The organism is Acinetobacter sp. AHP123, assembly GCF_023757925.1.
Lineage (GTDB): Bacteria > Pseudomonadota > Gammaproteobacteria > Pseudomonadales > Moraxellaceae > Acinetobacter > Acinetobacter oleivorans.
The window spans coordinates 1,589,788-1,607,047 of the sequence record NZ_CP092454.1 but is presented as its reverse complement, the minus strand read 5'-3'; the positions used below and the strand labels follow the sequence as shown (position 1 = coordinate 1,607,047).

Below are 17,260 nucleotides of genomic sequence, written 5' to 3'. Positions count from 1 at the left end.
CCTTATTTCTTCTTAGCTTCTTTACGAAGAATGACTTCATCCGAATAGCGAACACCTTTACCTTTATATGGTTCAGGAGCACGATACGCACGGATTTCTGCCGCTACTTGACCTAACAACTGCTTGTTTGCTGATTTCAAAATGATTTCAGTTGCAGTTGGAGTTTCCGCTGTTACACTTTCAGGTAAAGCGTAGTCAATTGGGTGTGAGTAACCAAGGTTAAGGTTTACAACAGTACCCTTAACCGCAGCTTTATAACCAACACCAACTAGCTGCAACTTACGTTCGAAGCCTTCACTAACCCCTTTTACAAGGTTATTCAATACAGCGCGAGCAGTACCAGCTTGCATCCAAGCATCTTTCGATTCTTTAACTGGAGCAAGTTGAAGTTTACCTTCTTCCTGTTTTAGCTCGACCAGCGCATGCAGGTTGAAAGACAACGTACCTTTGCTGCCTTTCACTTCGACCTGCCGGCCGTTCTGAGTAACTGTTACACCATTCGGTACAGTTACTGGGGCTTTAGCCACACGAGACATGAGGAATCACCTATTAAGAAACAAAAGCAATAACTTCACCACCAACGCCCGCAGCACGTGCAGCGCGATCAGTCATGATGCCTTTGCTTGTAGAAACAATTGCAATACCTAAACCTTGCTTAACGCTTGGAAGTTTATCTTTACCACGGTATTGGCGAAGACCTGGACGGCTTACGCGCTTAACCATTTCGATAACTGGTTTGCCTTCGAAATATTTTAAAGTAATTGTCAAAGTAGATTTTGTCTCTTCTTGAGCAACTTCTACGTTTGAAACATAACCTTCTTGTTGAAGTACGTTTGCAATTGCAACTTTCAACTTAGAAGAAGGCATAGAAACAGTTTGTTTCTTAGCCATTTGTGCGTTACGAACACGTGTTAGCATGTCGGCAACGGTATCTTGCATACTCATTTAGTCGCTCCTTACCAGCTTGCCTTAACAACGCCTGGTACATCACCCTGCATTACTGTGTCACGTAATTTGTTACGGCTTAAACCGAACTTACGGAAGTAACCATGAGGACGACCAGTTAAACCACAACGGTTACGAAGACGTACCGGAGATGCATTACGTGGCAACGCTTGTAACTTTAACATCGCTTCGAAACGTTCTTCTTCACTTGCATTTACGTTTGCAATCGTAGCTTTTAATTCAGCACGTTTTGCAGCGTATTTAGCAACTGTTTTTTCGCGTTTCAATTCGCGATTAACCATACCTTTCTTAGCCATATCGACCTCTTATTTGAACGGGAAGCCGAATGCACGCATAAGCGCACGGCCTTCGTCATCGGTGCGAGCAGTCGTAGTAATAGTAATATCCATACCACGAATACGATCAATCTTATCGAAATCGATTTCAGGGAAAACGATTTGCTCTTTCAAACCCATTGAGTAGTTACCACGACCATCAAATGATTTCGAAGAGAAACCACGGAAGTCACGGATACGAGGGATTGCGATTGAGATCAAACGGTCCAAGAATTCGTACATTTGGTCGCCACGTAAAGTAACTTTACAACCAATCGGCCAACCGTCACGGATTTTAAAACCAGCGATAGATTTGCGAGCAAGTGTAATTACTGGTTTTTGACCAGCAATTAATTGCATGTCGACTACAGCGCCATCTAATAATTTCTTATCAGTTGCAGCTGCGCCTACACCCATGTTTAGGGTAATTTTTGTGATGCGTGGAATTTCCATCACGTTCTTAATGCTAAGTTCTTCTTTTAACTTTGCTTTAAGTTCATCATTGTAACGTGCTTTAAGTCTGGCCATTGCCTTTTCAACCTATTACTTCGCTACCGCCACTGATTCACCATTTGATTTATAAACGCGAGTTTTCACGCCATCAATCACTTGGTAACCAACACGGTCAGCCTTCTGGGTTGTAGCATTTAAAATTGCCACGTTTGAAATATGAAGCGAAGCTTCTTGAGTAACGATACCGCCTTCAGCGCCAGTTACACGATTCGGCTTTTGATGCTTCTTCACTAAGTTAAGGCCTTCAACCTTAACGCGGTCTTCAGAAACAGACAATACAGTACCCTGTTTGCCTTTTTCTTTACCTGCGATCACGATAACTTGATCGCCTTTTTTAATCTTAGCCATGATTGCCTCTTATAGAACTTCAGGAGCCAATGAAATGATTTTCATGAACTGTTCAGTACGAAGTTCACGAGTCACTGGTCCGAAGATACGAGTAGCAATCGGAGCTTTGTTGTTGTTCAGGATAACTGCAGCATTATCATCAAAACGGATCACAGAACCATCTGGACGACGAATGCCGAATTTAGTACGAACTACAACCGCATTCATCACGTCACCTTTTTTAACACGTGCGCGTGGGATTGCTTCTTTTACAGTAACTTTAATAATGTCGCCAACAGAAGCATAACGACGATGTGAACCACCAAGTACTTTAATACATTGTACGCGGCGAGCACCACTGTTGTCTGCTACGTCGAGCATAGTTTCGGTTTGAATCATTGCCCTACTCCAAAACCGAGCATCACCGGTCACAATTTCGAAAGGCTCAAAGAGTACTCGAAATTGACCGATGATGCAACAAGAACGTCGAATTACTCAGCAGCTGCTTCAACTACTTCCACTAAAGTCCAAGCTTTAGTTTTAGAAATTGGGCGGCTTTCTTTGATTGTCACAACATCACCAATTTTAGCGACATTGTTCTCATCATGAGCGTGTAACTTAGTTGAACGGCGAATTGACTTGCCATACAACGGGTGTTGAACGCGGCGTTCAATAAGAACAACAATAGATTTATCCATTTTGTCACTTACGACTTTGCCGGTTAACGTGCGGACTGTTTTTTCACTCATTGTCCGTTCCCCTGTTTTTCGGTAAGGAGTGTCTTAATACGAGCAATTGTCTTACGAGCAACTTGCACTTCGTGCGATTTACCCAACTGACCAGTTGCTTTCGCCATACGAAGACGGAATTGGTTAAGCTGTTGCTCATCAAGCAAAGCTTTCAACTCTTCTACCGACTTTTCACGTAAATCTTTAGTTTTCATTACATTACCGTCCGAGTCACGATAGTGGTTTTAAACGGAAGTTTAGCAGCAGCTAAAGCAAATGCTTCACGCGCTAATTCTTCGTTCACACCTTCAATTTCGTACAGGATCTTACCTGGTTGGATCTGGCAAACCCAGTATTCCACGCTACCCTTACCTTTACCCATACGCACTTCAAGAGGCTTTTGAGTAATTGGTTTATCCGGGAATACGCGAATAAAGATTTTACCACCACGCTTAATACGGCGGCTAATAGTACGACGTGCAGCTTCAATCTGACGCGCAGTCATACGACCACGTTCAGTTGCTTTGATTGCAATCGAACCAAATGATACTGTACTACCACGATGCGCTAGACCAGTATTACGGCCTTTGTGCACCTTACGGAATTTGGTACGTTTAGGTTGCAACATGGATTATTCTCCCTTGTCAGCAGCACGGTCACCGCGACGACCACGACGCTCTTGACCTTCACCACGACCACGACCACGTTTAGCTGGACGATCTTCAGCAGGAGCAGGGTTCATGACTTGTTTCATGCCACCTAAAATCTCGCCACGGAAAATCCAAACTTTAACACCAATCGTACCGTAAGTTGTTTCTGCACGCATAGTTGCATAGTCAATGTCTGCACGTAATGTATGCAAAGGTACACGACCTTCACGATACCATTCCGTACGAGCAATCTCTGCACCACCTAAACGGCCAGACACTTCAACTTTGATACCTTTAGCACCAGCACGCATAGTGTTTTGAACCGCACGCTTCATAGCACGACGGAACATTACACGCTTTTCTAATTGAGAAGCGATTGCTTCAGCAACTAAACGCGCATCTAAGTCTGGGCGATCAATTTCATTGATACTTACTTGCGCAGGAACACCCATAATGCTGGTAAGTTCGCGCTGTAATTTCTCAATATCTTCGCCTTTTTTACCGATTACGATACCAGGACGAGCTGTGCTAATTGTTACTTTAGCAGCGCCTGATGGACGTTCGATAAGAATGTTGCTAATCATCGCATTCTTAAGTTTTTTAGTTAAAAACTCACGAACTTGAAGATCTTTAAGCAAGTATTCAGCGTATTGTTTCGGACTCGCATACCAGTTAGCGTTATGACGTTTCACAACACCTAGGCGGATACCGATTGGATGAACCTTCTGACCCATATCAAACCCCTACCTTAACGGTGATGTGACAAGTACGCTTCGTAATACGATCTGCACGGCCTTTAGCACGTGGCATAATACGTTTAAGGCTAACACCTTCATCAACGTAAATCGTAGAAACTTTAAGATCGTCAACATCTAAACTGTTATTATGTTCAGCGTTTGCAATCGCAGATTCCAATGCTTTTTTTACTAAAACAGCAGCTTTTTTATTGCTGAAGTTTAAGATATTCAAAGCATGCGCAACAGATTTGCCGCGAATAAGATCTGCAACCAAACGTGCCTTTTGTGCCGAGATAGCGGCACCGCGTAATTTAGCAGTTACTTCCATCATGACACCTATTAACGTTTAGACTTCTTGTCAACACCGTGACCACGATAGGTACGAGTTGGCGCGAATTCACCGAGTTTATGACCAACCATATGCTCAGTAACAATTACTGGAACGTGATTACGACCATTATGAACAGAAATTGTTAAACCAACAAAATCTGGAAGGATCATCGAACGACGAGACCAAGTTTTAATCGGCTTGCGAGAGTTACTAGCAACAGCCGCTTCAACCTTAGCGAACAAGTGCGCATCGACGAATGGGCCTTTTTTCAGAGAACGAGGCATTAGTCAGATTCCTTTACTTGACGCGACGGTCGCGAATAATCATCTTAGTCGTACGCTTATTGGTACGTGTCTTGTACCCTTTAGCTTTTTGACCCCATGGGCTTACAGGTTGAATACCTTTGTTACGCCCTTCACCACCACCGTGCGGGTGATCAACTGGGTTCATCGCCATACCACGTACGGTAGGACGAACACCACGCCAGCGCGCAGCACCAGCTTTACCCAATGAACGAAGGTTGTTTTCTTGGTTAGAAACTTCACCAATTACAGCGCGGCATTCAACATGAATTTTACGCATTTCGCCTGAACGAAGACGAACAATCGCGTAAGAACCATCACGACCCAACAACTGAACAGAAGCACCAGCAGAACGCGCTAATTGCGCACCCTTACCAATTTTAAGTTCAACGTTATGAAGTGTAGAACCGATAGGCATGTTACGAAGTGGCAAGCAGTTACCTGGACGAATTGGAGCATCGTTACCAGATTGTACTTTATCGCCAGCACGTAAGCCTTTAGGAGCAATGATATAACGACGCTCACCATCAGCATATTTCAACAAAGCAATATGTGCTGTACGGTTAGGATCGTACTCAATGCGCTCTACAACAGCTGGGATGCTGTCTTTATTACGCTTAAAGTCAACGATACGATAGTGTTGCTTATGACCACCACCAACGTGACGAGTTGTAATGTGACCGTTATTATTACGACCACCAGTACGTTTTTTTGCTTCAACCAACGGTGAGTAAGGCGCGCCTTTGTGAAGGTGGTCATGAACCACTTTCTCTACAAAGCGACGTCCTGGAGACGTTGGCTTACATTTTTGAATCGGCATAATTTTCGTCCTTATTCCGCTGCGCTTTCAGCGGTATCGCCCAAGTCAGCCATTTCAACATCTTGGCCAGCTTTCAGGGTGACGTATGCTTTTTTAACATCAGAACGACGTCCTAATGTTTTACCAAAGCGCTTAGTTTTACCTTTAGTAATAGTAGTGTTAACTTTAACAACTTCTACACCAAAAAGTTTTTCAACTGCTTTTTTAACTTCAAGTTTAGTAGCATTAATATCTACTTTAAATACTTGAACGCCAACAGTATCACCTAAAACTTGTGCCTTTTCTGAGAAGACTGGTCCTTTAAGGACTTGATAGATACGTTCGTTGTTCATCCGAGTTCTACCTCAATTTTCTTAGCAGCAGCTACAGACATCACAACTTTATCAAACGCGATCAAGCTTACAGGATCGATTGCAGTAGCATCCACCACATCTACATGCGGAAGGTTGCGTGCTGCAAGATATAAGTTCTCATCTACAGCTTCAGTAACGATCAATGCACGAGCGGCATTTAAATCGCCAAGCTTTGCAAGCAATTCTTTAGTTTTTGGAGCTGCAATAGCAAACTCTTCAACTAATACAAGACGATCTTGGCGAACAAGTTCAGCTAAGATACATTGCATTGCACCGCGATACATTTTACGGTTTACTTTTTGAGACCAATCTTGTGGACGAGCAGCAAAAGTTTTACCACCACCAACCCAGATTGGGCTACGAGTAGAACCCGCACGAGCACGACCAGTACCTTTTTGACGGAATGGTTTTTTACCACCGCCAGAAACGTCTGCACGTGACTTCTGAGCACGAGTACCTTGACGACCACCTGCTAAGTAAGCAGTAACAACTTGGTGTACAAGAGCTTCGTTAAATTCACGTCCGAAAGCAACTTCAGACAATTCAACAGCAGAGCCGGAAACAGTTTTCAAATTCACGGTATTTCCCCTCAGGCCTTGATGGTAGGACGTACAATCACGTCACCGCCAGTTGAACCAGGAATTGCACCTTTAACAACTAAAACAGAACGTTCAGCGTCAATAGATACGATTTCAAGACCTTGTACTGTTACGCGTTCATCACCTAAGTGACCAGCCATTTTTTTGCCTTTGAACACGCGACCAGGAGTTTGGTTTTGACCTGTAGAACCTAATACACGGTGAGAAACTGAGTTACCGTGAGTAGCGTCTTGGGTACGGAAGTTCCAACGTTTAACACCACCTTGGAAACCTTTACCTTTTGATTGACCAGTTACGTCAACTACTTGACCAACTGTGAACAAATCAACACCAATAGTACCGCCAACTTCACGACCTTCAAGCTCAGCTTCAGTAACACGGAACTCTTTAACTAAACGACCAGCAGCAACACCAGCTTTCGCGAAGTGACCTTTCTGAGCGTTAGTTACGCGAGATTCGCGACGTTCACCAGTAGTTACTTGAACAGCTTGATAACCATCAGTTTCAAGTGTTTTGATTTGCGTAATGCGGTTTGGATCGACTTCGATGACTGTAACAGGTACAGAAACACCTGCATCTGTAAAGATGCGAGTCATACCACATTTGCGACCGACTAAACCAATAGCCATGTGCATAAACCTCTAAAAAAGCGGCCTAATTAACTTAAAAGTTAATCAACCGAAAGCCTTAACCCAAAGCGATCTGAACATCAACACCAGCCGCAAGATCTAATTTCATCAATGCATCAACAGTTTTATCTGTAGGTTGAACGATGTCGATCAAACGTTTGTAGGTGCGGATTTCGTACTGGTCACGCGCATCTTTGTTAACGTGCGGTGAAGTAAGAACGTTGAAGCGTTCGATGCGAGTAGGCATCGGAATTGGACCACAAACTTGTGCGCCAGTACGCTTAGCGGTTTCTACGATCTCTTGAGCTGATTGATCAATCAGACGATGATCAAAAGACTTCAAACGGATACGAATTCTCTGGTTAGACATACCAGTAAACTCCAAGCCAAACATATAAAGAATCACCTTTGACGCATCTCACCCATTGGTAAGTGTCAAAGGCAGTGAAAATCACTAAGGTCATGATCGATGCCACGACTGTAATGCACATTTACCACTTTCTTCGCAGCAAATGCCCCTCCTATTGAGGGTCGCTCATTATAACGATTGTTTAAGTCTTATGCAATTCTCTTTTTCTATTTTCTCCACAAAACCTGCTTTAATCGAGTATTAGGAACTAAACTAAGCACTTATTACAAATTCAATCGCTTTATTTAGAAGTTGATTACCTTGTTCAAATTTTTGTGCTTCGGAATAGTATAGTTCACGCGTAGATTGAACATATTCTCCATCAAAAATAGAAAGCTCTTCTTCATCTTCAAGTAAAAGCGCTAGAGCTGCTGGTGTCATCTCTGGATGGAACTGAAAACCTAGTACATTTTTTCCAATCTGATACATCTGATTGCGACAGGCCTGATTTTCAGCCAAATGTATAGCACCTTTAGGTATTTCAAATGTCTCGCTATGCCACTGCATCACCTTTATCTTCTCTGGTAATGGGAAGCTTTCTTGAGGTAGATTTGCAACTCTCTGAACTGTTGACCATCCAAGTTCCTGATAGCGATTACGGCTTACCGCAGCACCTAACGCATTAGCAATTAACTGCCCTCCTAAACAAAGACCAATAGCTGGCTTTCCCGCTGCCAAATAACGGCGCAACCATCTTTTTTCTATCTTTAGCCATGGGAAGTTTGCCTCATCATTTACACTCATGGTGCCACCCATGACCAATAGTAAATCAACCTCATCAATTCGAGGCAAAGCTTCTATTTCAAGTGACCGATCAACCGGAAGTGCAAAAAACTCTGTAGAGCTAATTGTCGCGTGGTGGGCTTTTAAAAATGAATAACAACTTCCAAATCCCTCACCCGCGATATGTTGAAAATAGTGAACACGTAAATGCGACTTCATGCGCTTAAACCTATTGTTGTTAGAATGTTGTAGTGGTCTTTGCAAAAATAAAGCCAAGTTTTTATTTTATGAGCCTACTGTAACGAAACGTCCTATAAAACTTCGTAAATCTAGCGAAGAATCTAAATTTCTCTTAATCTAACTTTATTATTTAAAATGCAAAGCACTATGAAAAAGCATAACGACTTCCAGACTCGCCTCATTCATGCACAAAGAAAGGCTCCGCAATTTATTGAAACCGTGCAACCACCCTTATTTCGTGCATCTACTATTATTTTTAAATCAACTTCGCACCTTTTTGATCGTCATTGGACAGATGACTACGATTATAGCTATGGGACACACGGCACCCCCACTACCTTCACCTTAGGCGACAATATTGCGCAAATTGAAGGTGGATTGCATTGTTTACTTGCACCAAGCGGCTTATCAGCAATTAATGTTGTGAACTCAGCATTTTTAAGTACTAATGATGAAGTATGGGTACCAGACAACATTTATGGACCAAACCTTGAGCATTTAAATCATCTGCAAAATCAATATGGCGTTATTGTCAAAGTGTACAACCCTATTGACGCCTCAAGCTTCCAACCAACTGAAAGAAGTAAACTGTTGTGGTTAGAGGCTGCAGGCTCAGTTACTCTAGAATTTCCTGATCTTAAGAATCTAGTCAAAAAAGCCAAAAAACACGGTGTATTAACAGCCCTAGATAACACTTGGGGAGCTGGGCTTGCGTTTAATGCTTTTAATTTTTCTGATGAACATCTATCAGTCGATTTAACCGTGCATGCCCTCACCAAATATCCGAGTGGCGGCGGTGACATCTTAATGGGTAGCATTGTAACTCGCGATGAGAAACTTCATCACCGTCTGTTCCGTACGCATGCCATTTTAGGTATTGCAGTTTCAGGAGACGATGCAGCTCAAGTCCAACGCAGTCTTGCTCATATGTCTTTACGTTATGAACAACAATCAGCCAATGCTCAAACTTTACTTAAATGGCTAAAAGACCAATCTCAATTTGCACAAGTTCTACATCCAAGTGATGAGGCTGCCCCAGGCCATCAATATTGGCAAGAAATCTGCATAGACAGTCAAAGTGCTGGTCTAGTTAGTGTTATTTTCAAACCTGAATATGACATTACAGCAGTACGTCGTTTTTGCGATGCATTAGCGTTATTTAAGCTCGGTTTTAGCTGGGGAGGACCCGTTAGTCTGATTATGCTTTATGATTTAAAAATGATGAGAAAACTTGAGAATACACATTTACAACAAGGATTATTGGTTCGCTTCTGTATAGGACTAGAAGATCCACAAGATTTAATACAAGATATCGAAAATGCACTGAAACAACTGTAAAAACGACAAGATCATAGTGACTCGAACCACAGGATAAAAATATATGGGTACACCGATTGTTATTGCTAAAAATATTAATGACACATCCAAAGAAATTGTTTTACTTTCCCAGTTTGCTAACCGCCATGGGCTTATTGCGGGCGCCACAGGTACAGGTAAAACAGTTACGTTAAAAGTTCTAGCAGAGAGTTTTTCTCGAATTGGTGTACCGGTATTTCTTGCCGATGCTAAAGGTGATGTTTCGAGTCTCGCAAAAGCGGGAGAGGCTTCAGATAAATTTAATGAACGACTAAAGCTTTTGCAGATTGATAGCGTTCCTTTCGCAGCAAATCCTGTCGTTTTTTGGGATTTATTTGGTCAACAAGGCCACCCTATTCGCACTACCATTTCTGAAATTGGGCCAATTTTATTGGCTCGTATGCTCAATTTAAATGATACTCAAGAGGGTGTGCTATCTGCTGTATTCCGTATTGCAGATGACCAAGGTCTACTATTAGTAGATTTTAAAGATTTAAAAGCCATGATCACTTTTGTGAGTGAACATGCAGCCGAGTTTAAAGCAGAGTATGGCAATTTATCTCCAGCAAGCCTAGGCGCTATTCAGCGTAATTTACTCGCCCTTGCCGACCAAGGTGGAGAGCAATTTTTTGGTGAACCTGCTTTAAATATTTTAGATTTTATTCAAACCGATGCAAATGGACATGGCTACATTAATATTCTTGCTGCTGACAAGCTCATGAATACACCTAAGCTATATGCCACTTTCCTTTTATGGATGCTTTCAGAATTATTTGAACAGCTTCCAGAAGTCGGTGATATGGATAAACCTAAACTCGTGTTTTTCTTTGATGAAGCTCACTTATTATTTGACAATGCCAGCCAAGCACTCCAAGACAAAATTGAACAAGTTGTACGTTTAATCCGTTCTAAAGGAGTAGGTATCTATTTCATTACCCAAAATCCACTCGATTTACCTGAAAGTGTACTAGGTCAACTTGGTAATCGCGTTCAACATGCCCTACGCGCATTTACCCCTAAAGATCAAAAAGCGGTAAAAACCGCAGCAGATACTTTCCGAGCCAATCCAAACTTTAAAGTTGATGAAGCGATTACTGAACTTGGTGTTGGTGAGGCACTCATTAGCTGCCTAGATGAGCAAGGTACTCCACAAATTGTTGAGCGTGGTTGGGTCATGCCTCCTTACTCTGCATTTACACCAATCACTCCAGAAGAGCGTCAAGCCTTAATCTCACAAAGTATTATTGCCGGAGTTTATGAGCAGGTTGTAGATCGTGATAGCGCCTATGAAATGCTACAAAATAAAGTGGCTGAACGCGAACAGCAGCAACAAAATGCCGAGCTTGCAAAACAACAAGCGAAAGAGCAAGAAACCCTAGCAAAACAGCAGGCGAAAGAGCAGGAAAGATTGGCACGTGATCAATTAAAAGAGGAAGAACGAGCAGCACGTGAAAGAGCTAAACTCACCCAAGATATTGTTGGAACTTTTGCAAAAAGTGCTGCGCGCAGTTTAGGAGGAAGTACAGGTCAAAAACTTGTTCGAGGCCTACTTGGTTCTTTATTTGGTAAATAAAAATATTTAATAACATAATGTTAATTTAAGGGGATTTTATATCCCCTAATTTTTTTATGGTTTTTATCGAAAAGCTATTGCCATTACTTTTTTAAAGATGTATTTTAAATACATCTTATATAGCCAGATAAATAAGGTCTAGCCATGACTCCACAACAAATTGAACTTGTTAAATCTACTGTACCGGTTTTACGTGAACACGGTGTTACGCTGACTACATACTTTTATAAGCGTATGCTTAATAACAATCCCGAATTAAAAAATGTTTTTAACTTAGATGACCAAACTAGCTTACGTCAGCCGCGTGCGCTTGCAGCTGCGGTTCTTGCTTATGCAGAAAATATTGAGAACCCTACTGTTCTAGCTAAAGCTGTTGAACGTATCACTACTAAACATGTGAGCTTGGATATTCAGCCTGATCAATATGCAATTGTTGGTGACAACCTACTTCATTCAATTAGTGAAGTACTTAACGTGCCATTTGAATCAGAACTTATCGAAGCGTGGAAGCAAGCTTATCTACAATTGGCAGATATCTTGATTGGCGTTGAAAAACAAAAATATGAACAACTTGAGAGCTTAAAAGGTGGATGGGCTGGCTGGCGTCCATTTGAAATTACACAAATTGATTCTCTTGAATCTGGCAAACGTTTCACGTTAAAAGCAACTGATCATGAGGACGTACTAACCAGTCCTGCAAATGCTTTTATTTCGGTTAAGGTACAAGTTCCAGAGCAACAGCTTGAACAGCCGAAAGCTTTTAAATTTACAGAAGCTCAAGAAAACAACTCATATCACTTTGAAGTTCAGCCTGAAGAAAACCATACTGAATTTTCAGTTTCAAATATCTTGCTTGAACATTATAGAGTTGGCGATCAAGTACAGGTTTCAGCTCCTTTAACGCTGTAATGTAAAAACCTCTTGCCTGAAAGTTTTCTTATTTAAACTTTCAGGCTAAGATGATCATCCTTTTTCTCTTCCATTTTTGGTGATCATGCAGCTTAATAAATTTACCGATTATGCATTACGAATATTAATGTATGTTGCACGCCCAAGTGATGCACCCTACACGATTGCAGAAATCGCGAAAGATTTGCATGTTTCACAAAACCATCTGGTAAAAGTTGTTCACTTTATGGGTAAACAAGAATGGATTATTACCATTCGTGGAAAAGGCGGTGGAATTCGCTTAAACCCAGATGCACTTAACTCCAATTTAGGTTCAATTGTTCGAATATTACAAGGCGACAATCAAATCGTTGAATGCAATACACCACCTTGTGTATTACGCAGTAACTGTGGTTTAAAAGGTATTTTAGATCAAGCTCTAGAGAGCTTTTATCAAAGCCTAGACCAATACACACTCGGAGAAGTTTTGCAGCAATCTAAATCTGCTCCTGCTAACTCCCCTATTGCCTTTTTAGAAATCTAACTTCTATTGATTTTCATAAGTTGATTTATTGAAAATTAGCAAGAATACCCAAGCTCCTTTATACTAGGCGCGAGCCCTTTCATTTAAAAAGTTATTTTTTATGCGTCGTAGTGAAAAATCGAAAGACACCAAAGCCAGACTCGCACCCAAGCAAAAGATCAGCTATGAAAAAGCACCAGATCCGGCGATCACAGCCTATGCTGTGCAATCTCTAAACTGGTTACGCCAAGCTGAGTTTCTAATGAGTGCACCTAAATTGGCACTTTGTGTTGAAGATAGTGGCTACGAAATTGCTTTTGCAGGACGCTCAAATGCGGGTAAGTCTAGTGCTATTAATGCATTAACTAATCAGAAACAACTTGCCCGTGCTTCTAAAAAGCCTGGTCGTACCCAGATGATTAACTTCTTTAGTCTAGGTAATCCTGATCAGCGTTTAGTCGATCTTCCAGGTTACGGTTATGCAGCTGTACCTGAAGATATGAAAAAGGTGTGGCAAAAGGAATTAGAAAACTATCTAATTCACCGTAAAAGCTTACAAGGCTTAGTCTTACTTATGGATATTCGCCATCCTCTACAGCATTTTGATATGATGATGTTAGAGTGGGCTTATTCGCGCCATCTATTCGTTCATATTCTCTTAACGAAAGCAGACAAACTTAATCGTGGTCCTGCAAATAAAGTATTGCTTGAAGTTAAACAACAACTTAAAAAAATGAAGCTTGATTTTTCCATTCAGCTTTTCTCTTCACTTAACAAATTAGGTTTGGAAGAGCTTGCAAGTGTCATGGGTGGACGTCTGCATTTTACGCTAGATCAACAGCCAGAATTTGATGTCGATTCAATCCCTGAAGCGACAGATGAAGATGCTGAAAGCTAAATTGTCATAACAGATACAATTTTTTCATTAAATTTATACTCAATTGTCCCCTATTGCTAAACACAAATGTAGGGGCTTTTTTTATACTCGTTATAACTTCATCGAGTTAAAAATCAGGACTAAATGATGAAATTGTTATCTTTTTTGAAGAACAAGGCTTTAGGTTCTTCTATTGATTATAAAATTCTTCCACGTAAAGTTAAATTTGACTGGAAAGATACCCCTGTCGACTGGATTCCTAATCAGCCTTTCGCAAGTTATTTTATTAATGAGATTAATAACATCTTGCCTGCTGGAGAGTTCTGGTTTTGCCGTTTGTATAACAAGGTTTTACCGCAAATCACAGATGAAAAACTCAAGCAGGATGTACAAGCATTTATACGGCAGGAAGCTATGCATGCCAATGCACATACTTCAGCCAATAAAGAATATTTAAGTGCGCGCAATATTGATATCCAGAGAAATCTGGACATTATGAATTATCTATTTACCAAAGCCTTAGCAGATAAGCCTTTCGATAAAGAAGTTCCAAATTTCTTACAAGGCCAATGGGACCTTTTCCGTTTAGGCGTTATTGCCACTGTTGAACATATGACCTGTGTGTTAGGCAAATATGCACTCTATAACAAACGTTGGGAAGAATTAGGCGCTGACCCTGAAATGGTCGATCTGGTTAAATGGCATGGTTCAGAAGAAATTGAACACCGTACCGTAGCCTTTGATTTATATCGTCATCTTGGTGGTGGCTATATTCCCCGCTACTATTTAAGCCTTGCAGTGATTGTATTGGTACTTGGTTTATGGGTAGACGGTGCTGCACATATTATGAAACAAGATCCACGTTTTGCTGATGCAGCTAAATCTAGATTTTTCCCAGTATGGGTTGCTGTAGAATGGCTTAAGATTAGCCGCAAAGATAACCAAGTGCTACCAAATCCATTTTGGCTTATTTCGCAACAAATTGATTACCTCATGCCTTGGTATGATCCAGTCAAAGAAGGTAGCACTGAAGATGCGGTTAGCTATTTATCGCAATCTCCAGCAGCAAAAAGAGCAGAACTTCAAGCAGCTTAAAAATAAAAAAAGCAGGATTTAAAATCCTGCTTTTTTATTTAGAGGTATTAAACACTGATATCTTTATCTTTCGTATAGCGATCTACAACCACACTAATCATCATATCCCCTTGCACATTTACTACCGTTCTTACCGTATCTAGTAAACGGTCAATTGGTAGTAAAATGGCAATTGCTTCAGCTGGTAAGCCTACCGATTGTAAAACCATAATCATCGTCACCATGCCAGCGCTCGGAATTCCAGGAGCACCAAGTGATGCGATCATTGCTGTTAAACACACAATAATTTGCTGTGTCAGGTTTAAATCTAGACCCACCAAATTTGCTACAAACAGTGCAGCTGCCGCCTCATATAGAGCAGTACCATCCATATTAAGCTGAGTACCAAGTGGGATAACAAAACCAGCTGTTTGAGGGCGTACCCCTAAGTTTTCTTGTGCACACTTCATGCTAAGTGGCATCGTGGCAGAACTAGAACTGGTTGCAAATGCTGTAATTAATGCTGTACGTGTTCCTTTGAAAAAAGTCCAAGGACTCATGCGACCAAAAATCCAAAGCAGTAGTGGTAAAACAACTGCACCATGGAAAATGGTTGTACCTGTTACAACAACTGCAAACTCAGCCAAACGACTTAATACCGAAATATCTTCGGTTGCCATTAGTTTTGCTAATAAAGCAAAAATACCCAAAGGCGCTAATTTCATGACCCACCCAACGAGCAGCATCATCATTTCAAAGAACTGGTGGCTCAATACACGAATACTTTTAAAACGTTCCCCACCCTGCACCAAAGCGACACCGACAAATAAAGCAAAGACCACAACGGCCAAAACGTTGCCATCACTAAATGCTTTAAATGGATTGATTAAAGTATTTTGAATAAAATTAGTGAAAAAACTTGCTGGGTTTAAACTATCTGGTGCTTGATAATTTTGCATAGATGTCTGAAAAATAGAAATATCTATGCCACGCCCCACCTCAAATAAATGAGCACAACTAATACCTAAAATTAGAGCTAAAGTTGTTGTAGTTAAACAGCATAAAAATGTGATTTTCCAGACTGGCCCTAACTGTCCGCCCGCTTGTAAGTTTGATACCCCTACAACAATCGAACTGAAAATTAAAGGCACCAAAAGCATTTTAAGAAGCCCGATAAAAACACTACTTAATATTCCAAGACCATATAAACTATGTTTTACAAAAGCTGTGTCTGGATACATGGTGAGTAGGAAACCAAAGGCTAAACCTAAAATGGCGGCAATCAGAATTTGTGTATTTAAGTTCATATCAGCATTATTTTTTTCAGTTGGCATACCTATTTACAATATGACATGAGGTTGCTTTTCATTCGAGCAATTTTTTGTCACATCGTTCCCATTAAAAATAAAAAAGCCATCTGGTTAGATGGCTCTTCAATAGGACTATTGAGTTTCAATTTCCCGCAAACGAATTAAACCCTCTTGTACGGTACTGCATACAAGTTGGCCATTTTGCCACATACGACCGAAATTGAGACCTCTTGAAGCCGCACTCACTGTGGCTTCCATGTCATAAAGCATCCACTCATCAGCACGCAATGGACGGTGGAAATAAATTGCATGATCAATACTTGCACATTGCAAACTTGGAGAAATATAACTTAAGCCATGCGGTCTTAAAGCCGTGGTCATTAAGGTAAAGTCTGAATAAAACGCCACAATTGCTTGATGCAAGGCAATATCATCTAGCTGTTTTGGAATGCGATCATGGGTACGAATATAGTGCGCATTATAGGGAGCTTCAGGTTGTGGCTGAAACGGGTTTACCGGATCAATTGGGCGAATTTCTACATGACGCTCACGCATGAAACTAGCACGAACATTTTCAGGTACAAAGTTTAAAATACCCTGTTTTAGCTCATTTTCAGATTTAAGTGTTTCCGGTGCAGGATACTCAGGTTCTTGATGTTGATAGTTCAAGCCTTCTTCTGGATTGGCAAAAGACACCATTGCTGAAAATATAACTCGCCCATGCTGAATCGCACGAACTTGACGACTTACAAAGCTTTTTCCATCCCGTAAACGGTCTACTTCATAGATAATTGGGGCATTAATATCGCCACCATACAAAAAATATGCATGTAAAGAATGCGCTGGGCGATCCGTTGTATAAGATGCTGCACGTAAAGCCTGACCCAAAACCTGTCCACCAAAGACACGTTTACCGACAAGATTACGGCTCATGCCACGGTAAATATTTTCTTCTAGCTTTTCTAAAGTGAGAAGCTCGACTAGTTCTTGGGTTAACGCATTCATGAGAGATACCTTC

The 17,260-nt window shown here is 41.1% G+C and carries 25 protein-coding genes and 2 pseudogenes; 7 read left to right on the top strand and 20 right to left on the bottom strand.

All coding sequences use genetic code 11. From position 1 onward, the window contains the following. Positions 1-2: 2 nt before the first annotated feature. The 18 genes and pseudogenes from rplF to MJX77_RS07605 all read right to left on the bottom strand — a co-directional run bounded on the left by rplF (position 3) and on the right by MJX77_RS07605 (position 8,620). A complete protein-coding gene (gene rplF, locus MJX77_RS07690) occupies positions 3-536 on the bottom strand; it encodes a 50S ribosomal protein L6 (protein ID WP_005301272.1) in 534 nt (177 codons plus the stop codon). A 13-nt stretch (positions 537-549) separates the two neighbouring features. After that, positions 550-945 carry a 30S ribosomal protein S8 gene (gene rpsH, locus MJX77_RS07685; protein WP_004789617.1) on the bottom strand — a complete coding sequence of 132 codons (396 nt, stop codon included), beginning with the start codon at positions 943-945 and terminating at the stop codon, positions 550-552. Between the two features lie 11 nt (positions 946-956). Beyond that, positions 957-1,262, bottom strand: coding sequence for a 30S ribosomal protein S14 (gene rpsN, locus MJX77_RS07680; RefSeq protein WP_004789619.1), 306 nt, complete (start codon positions 1,260-1,262; stop codon positions 957-959). Positions 1,263-1,271: 9 nt separating this feature from the next. Next, the gene (gene rplE / locus MJX77_RS07675; protein ID WP_004789621.1) at positions 1,272-1,808 is read right to left on the bottom strand and encodes a 50S ribosomal protein L5; all 537 of its coding nucleotides are present in this window, start codon (positions 1,806-1,808) and stop codon (positions 1,272-1,274) included. A gap of 15 nt (positions 1,809-1,823) precedes the next feature. Then, positions 1,824-2,141 carry a 50S ribosomal protein L24 gene (gene rplX, locus MJX77_RS07670; protein ID WP_002116820.1) on the bottom strand — a complete coding sequence of 106 codons (318 nt, stop codon included), beginning with the start codon at positions 2,139-2,141 and terminating at the stop codon, positions 1,824-1,826. A gap of 9 nt (positions 2,142-2,150) precedes the next feature. Beyond that, a complete protein-coding gene (gene rplN, locus MJX77_RS07665; protein ID WP_001982634.1) occupies positions 2,151-2,519 on the bottom strand; it encodes a 50S ribosomal protein L14 in 369 nt (122 codons plus the stop codon). A gap of 92 nt (positions 2,520-2,611) precedes the next feature. Continuing rightward, positions 2,612-2,869: a 30S ribosomal protein S17 gene (gene rpsQ / locus MJX77_RS07660; RefSeq protein ID WP_001291845.1), complete on the bottom strand. Its 258-nt coding sequence runs from the start codon at positions 2,867-2,869 to the stop codon at positions 2,612-2,614. Continuing rightward, positions 2,866-3,063, bottom strand: coding sequence for a 50S ribosomal protein L29 (gene rpmC / locus MJX77_RS07655; RefSeq protein ID WP_000849928.1), 198 nt, complete (start codon positions 3,061-3,063; stop codon positions 2,866-2,868). The genes rpsQ and rpmC overlap by 4 nt, the downstream gene beginning before the upstream one ends. After that, positions 3,063-3,476, bottom strand: a complete 414-nt coding sequence (gene rplP / locus MJX77_RS07650) for a 50S ribosomal protein L16 (RefSeq protein WP_002049688.1) — start codon at positions 3,474-3,476, stop codon at positions 3,063-3,065. The genes rpmC and rplP overlap by 1 nt, the downstream gene beginning before the upstream one ends. Next, a pseudogene (gene rpsC, locus MJX77_RS07645) lies at positions 3,416-4,232 on the bottom strand (30S ribosomal protein S3). Before rpsC ends, rplP begins: the two are co-directional and overlap by 61 nt. A gap of 1 nt (position 4,233) precedes the next feature. Further along, a complete protein-coding gene (rplV, locus tag MJX77_RS07640) occupies positions 4,234-4,563 on the bottom strand; it encodes a 50S ribosomal protein L22 (protein ID WP_004639524.1) in 330 nt (109 codons plus the stop codon). 11 nt (positions 4,564-4,574) lie between these two features. After that, positions 4,575-4,850, bottom strand: a complete 276-nt coding sequence (rpsS, locus tag MJX77_RS07635; protein ID WP_001138119.1) for a 30S ribosomal protein S19 — start codon at positions 4,848-4,850, stop codon at positions 4,575-4,577. Between the two features lie 13 nt (positions 4,851-4,863). Beyond that, positions 4,864-5,688 carry a 50S ribosomal protein L2 gene (gene rplB / locus MJX77_RS07630; protein WP_004789629.1) on the bottom strand — a complete coding sequence of 275 codons (825 nt, stop codon included), beginning with the start codon at positions 5,686-5,688 and terminating at the stop codon, positions 4,864-4,866. An 11-nt stretch (positions 5,689-5,699) separates the two neighbouring features. After that, the gene (gene rplW, locus MJX77_RS07625) at positions 5,700-6,020 is read right to left on the bottom strand and encodes a 50S ribosomal protein L23 (protein ID WP_003653662.1); all 321 of its coding nucleotides are present in this window, start codon (positions 6,018-6,020) and stop codon (positions 5,700-5,702) included. Then, entirely contained in the window at positions 6,017-6,619 is a 603-nt protein-coding gene (gene rplD, locus MJX77_RS07620; RefSeq protein WP_003653663.1) for a 50S ribosomal protein L4, read from the bottom strand. Before rplD ends, rplW begins: the two co-directional genes overlap by 4 nt. 11 nt (positions 6,620-6,630) lie before the next feature. Next, on the bottom strand, positions 6,631-7,269 hold the full coding sequence (rplC, locus tag MJX77_RS07615; protein WP_004639526.1) for a 50S ribosomal protein L3: 639 nt from the start codon (positions 7,267-7,269) through the stop codon (positions 6,631-6,633). Positions 7,270-7,327: 58 nt separating this feature from the next. Beyond that, on the bottom strand, positions 7,328-7,639 hold the full coding sequence (rpsJ, locus tag MJX77_RS07610; protein ID WP_000070912.1) for a 30S ribosomal protein S10: 312 nt from the start codon (positions 7,637-7,639) through the stop codon (positions 7,328-7,330). Positions 7,640-7,891: 252 nt separating this feature from the next. Further along, positions 7,892-8,620 carry a type 1 glutamine amidotransferase gene (locus tag MJX77_RS07605; protein ID WP_049837382.1) on the bottom strand — a complete coding sequence of 243 codons (729 nt, stop codon included), beginning with the start codon at positions 8,618-8,620 and terminating at the stop codon, positions 7,892-7,894. Positions 8,621-8,788: 168 nt separating this feature from the next. On the opposite strand from MJX77_RS07605, the gene MJX77_RS07600 reads away from it, so the two are divergent. From MJX77_RS07600 to MJX77_RS07570, 7 genes and pseudogenes are all read left to right on the top strand, one after another. Beyond that, positions 8,789-9,979 (top strand): PLP-dependent transferase, encoded by a 1,191-nt coding sequence (locus tag MJX77_RS07600; protein WP_252061108.1) that lies wholly within the window; start codon positions 8,789-8,791, stop codon positions 9,977-9,979. Between the two features lie 43 nt (positions 9,980-10,022). Continuing rightward, positions 10,023-11,570 (top strand): helicase HerA-like domain-containing protein, encoded by a 1,548-nt coding sequence (locus MJX77_RS07595; RefSeq protein ID WP_144732986.1) that lies wholly within the window; start codon positions 10,023-10,025, stop codon positions 11,568-11,570. A 29-nt stretch (positions 11,571-11,599) separates the two neighbouring features. Further along, a pseudogene (locus MJX77_RS07590) lies at positions 11,600-11,712 on the top strand (hypothetical protein); the annotation flags it as partial. 2 nt (positions 11,713-11,714) lie between these two features. Then, on the top strand, positions 11,715-12,479 hold the full coding sequence (locus MJX77_RS07585; protein WP_252061106.1) for a globin domain-containing protein: 765 nt from the start codon (positions 11,715-11,717) through the stop codon (positions 12,477-12,479). 85 nt (positions 12,480-12,564) lie between these two features. After that, complete coding sequence (locus MJX77_RS07580) at positions 12,565-13,002, top strand: RrF2 family transcriptional regulator (RefSeq protein WP_252061104.1); 438 nt, start codon at positions 12,565-12,567, stop codon at positions 13,000-13,002. A gap of 100 nt (positions 13,003-13,102) precedes the next feature. Continuing rightward, positions 13,103-13,879 (top strand): ribosome biogenesis GTP-binding protein YihA/YsxC, encoded by a 777-nt coding sequence (gene yihA / locus MJX77_RS07575; protein ID WP_004789642.1) that lies wholly within the window; start codon positions 13,103-13,105, stop codon positions 13,877-13,879. A gap of 123 nt (positions 13,880-14,002) precedes the next feature. Continuing rightward, a complete protein-coding gene (locus MJX77_RS07570) occupies positions 14,003-14,953 on the top strand; it encodes a metal-dependent hydrolase (RefSeq protein WP_252061102.1) in 951 nt (316 codons plus the stop codon). Positions 14,954-15,000: 47 nt separating this feature from the next. Here the strand turns inward: MJX77_RS07570 and MJX77_RS07565 are convergent, their stop codons facing one another. Both MJX77_RS07565 and MJX77_RS07560 read right to left on the bottom strand, forming a co-directional pair. Further along, the gene (locus MJX77_RS07565) at positions 15,001-16,266 is read right to left on the bottom strand and encodes a dicarboxylate/amino acid:cation symporter (protein WP_005301217.1); all 1,266 of its coding nucleotides are present in this window, start codon (positions 16,264-16,266) and stop codon (positions 15,001-15,003) included. Between the two features lie 108 nt (positions 16,267-16,374). Continuing rightward, on the bottom strand, positions 16,375-17,247 hold the full coding sequence (locus tag MJX77_RS07560) for an acyl-CoA thioesterase (protein WP_003653674.1): 873 nt from the start codon (positions 17,245-17,247) through the stop codon (positions 16,375-16,377). Between the last annotated feature and the right edge of the window lie 13 nt (positions 17,248-17,260).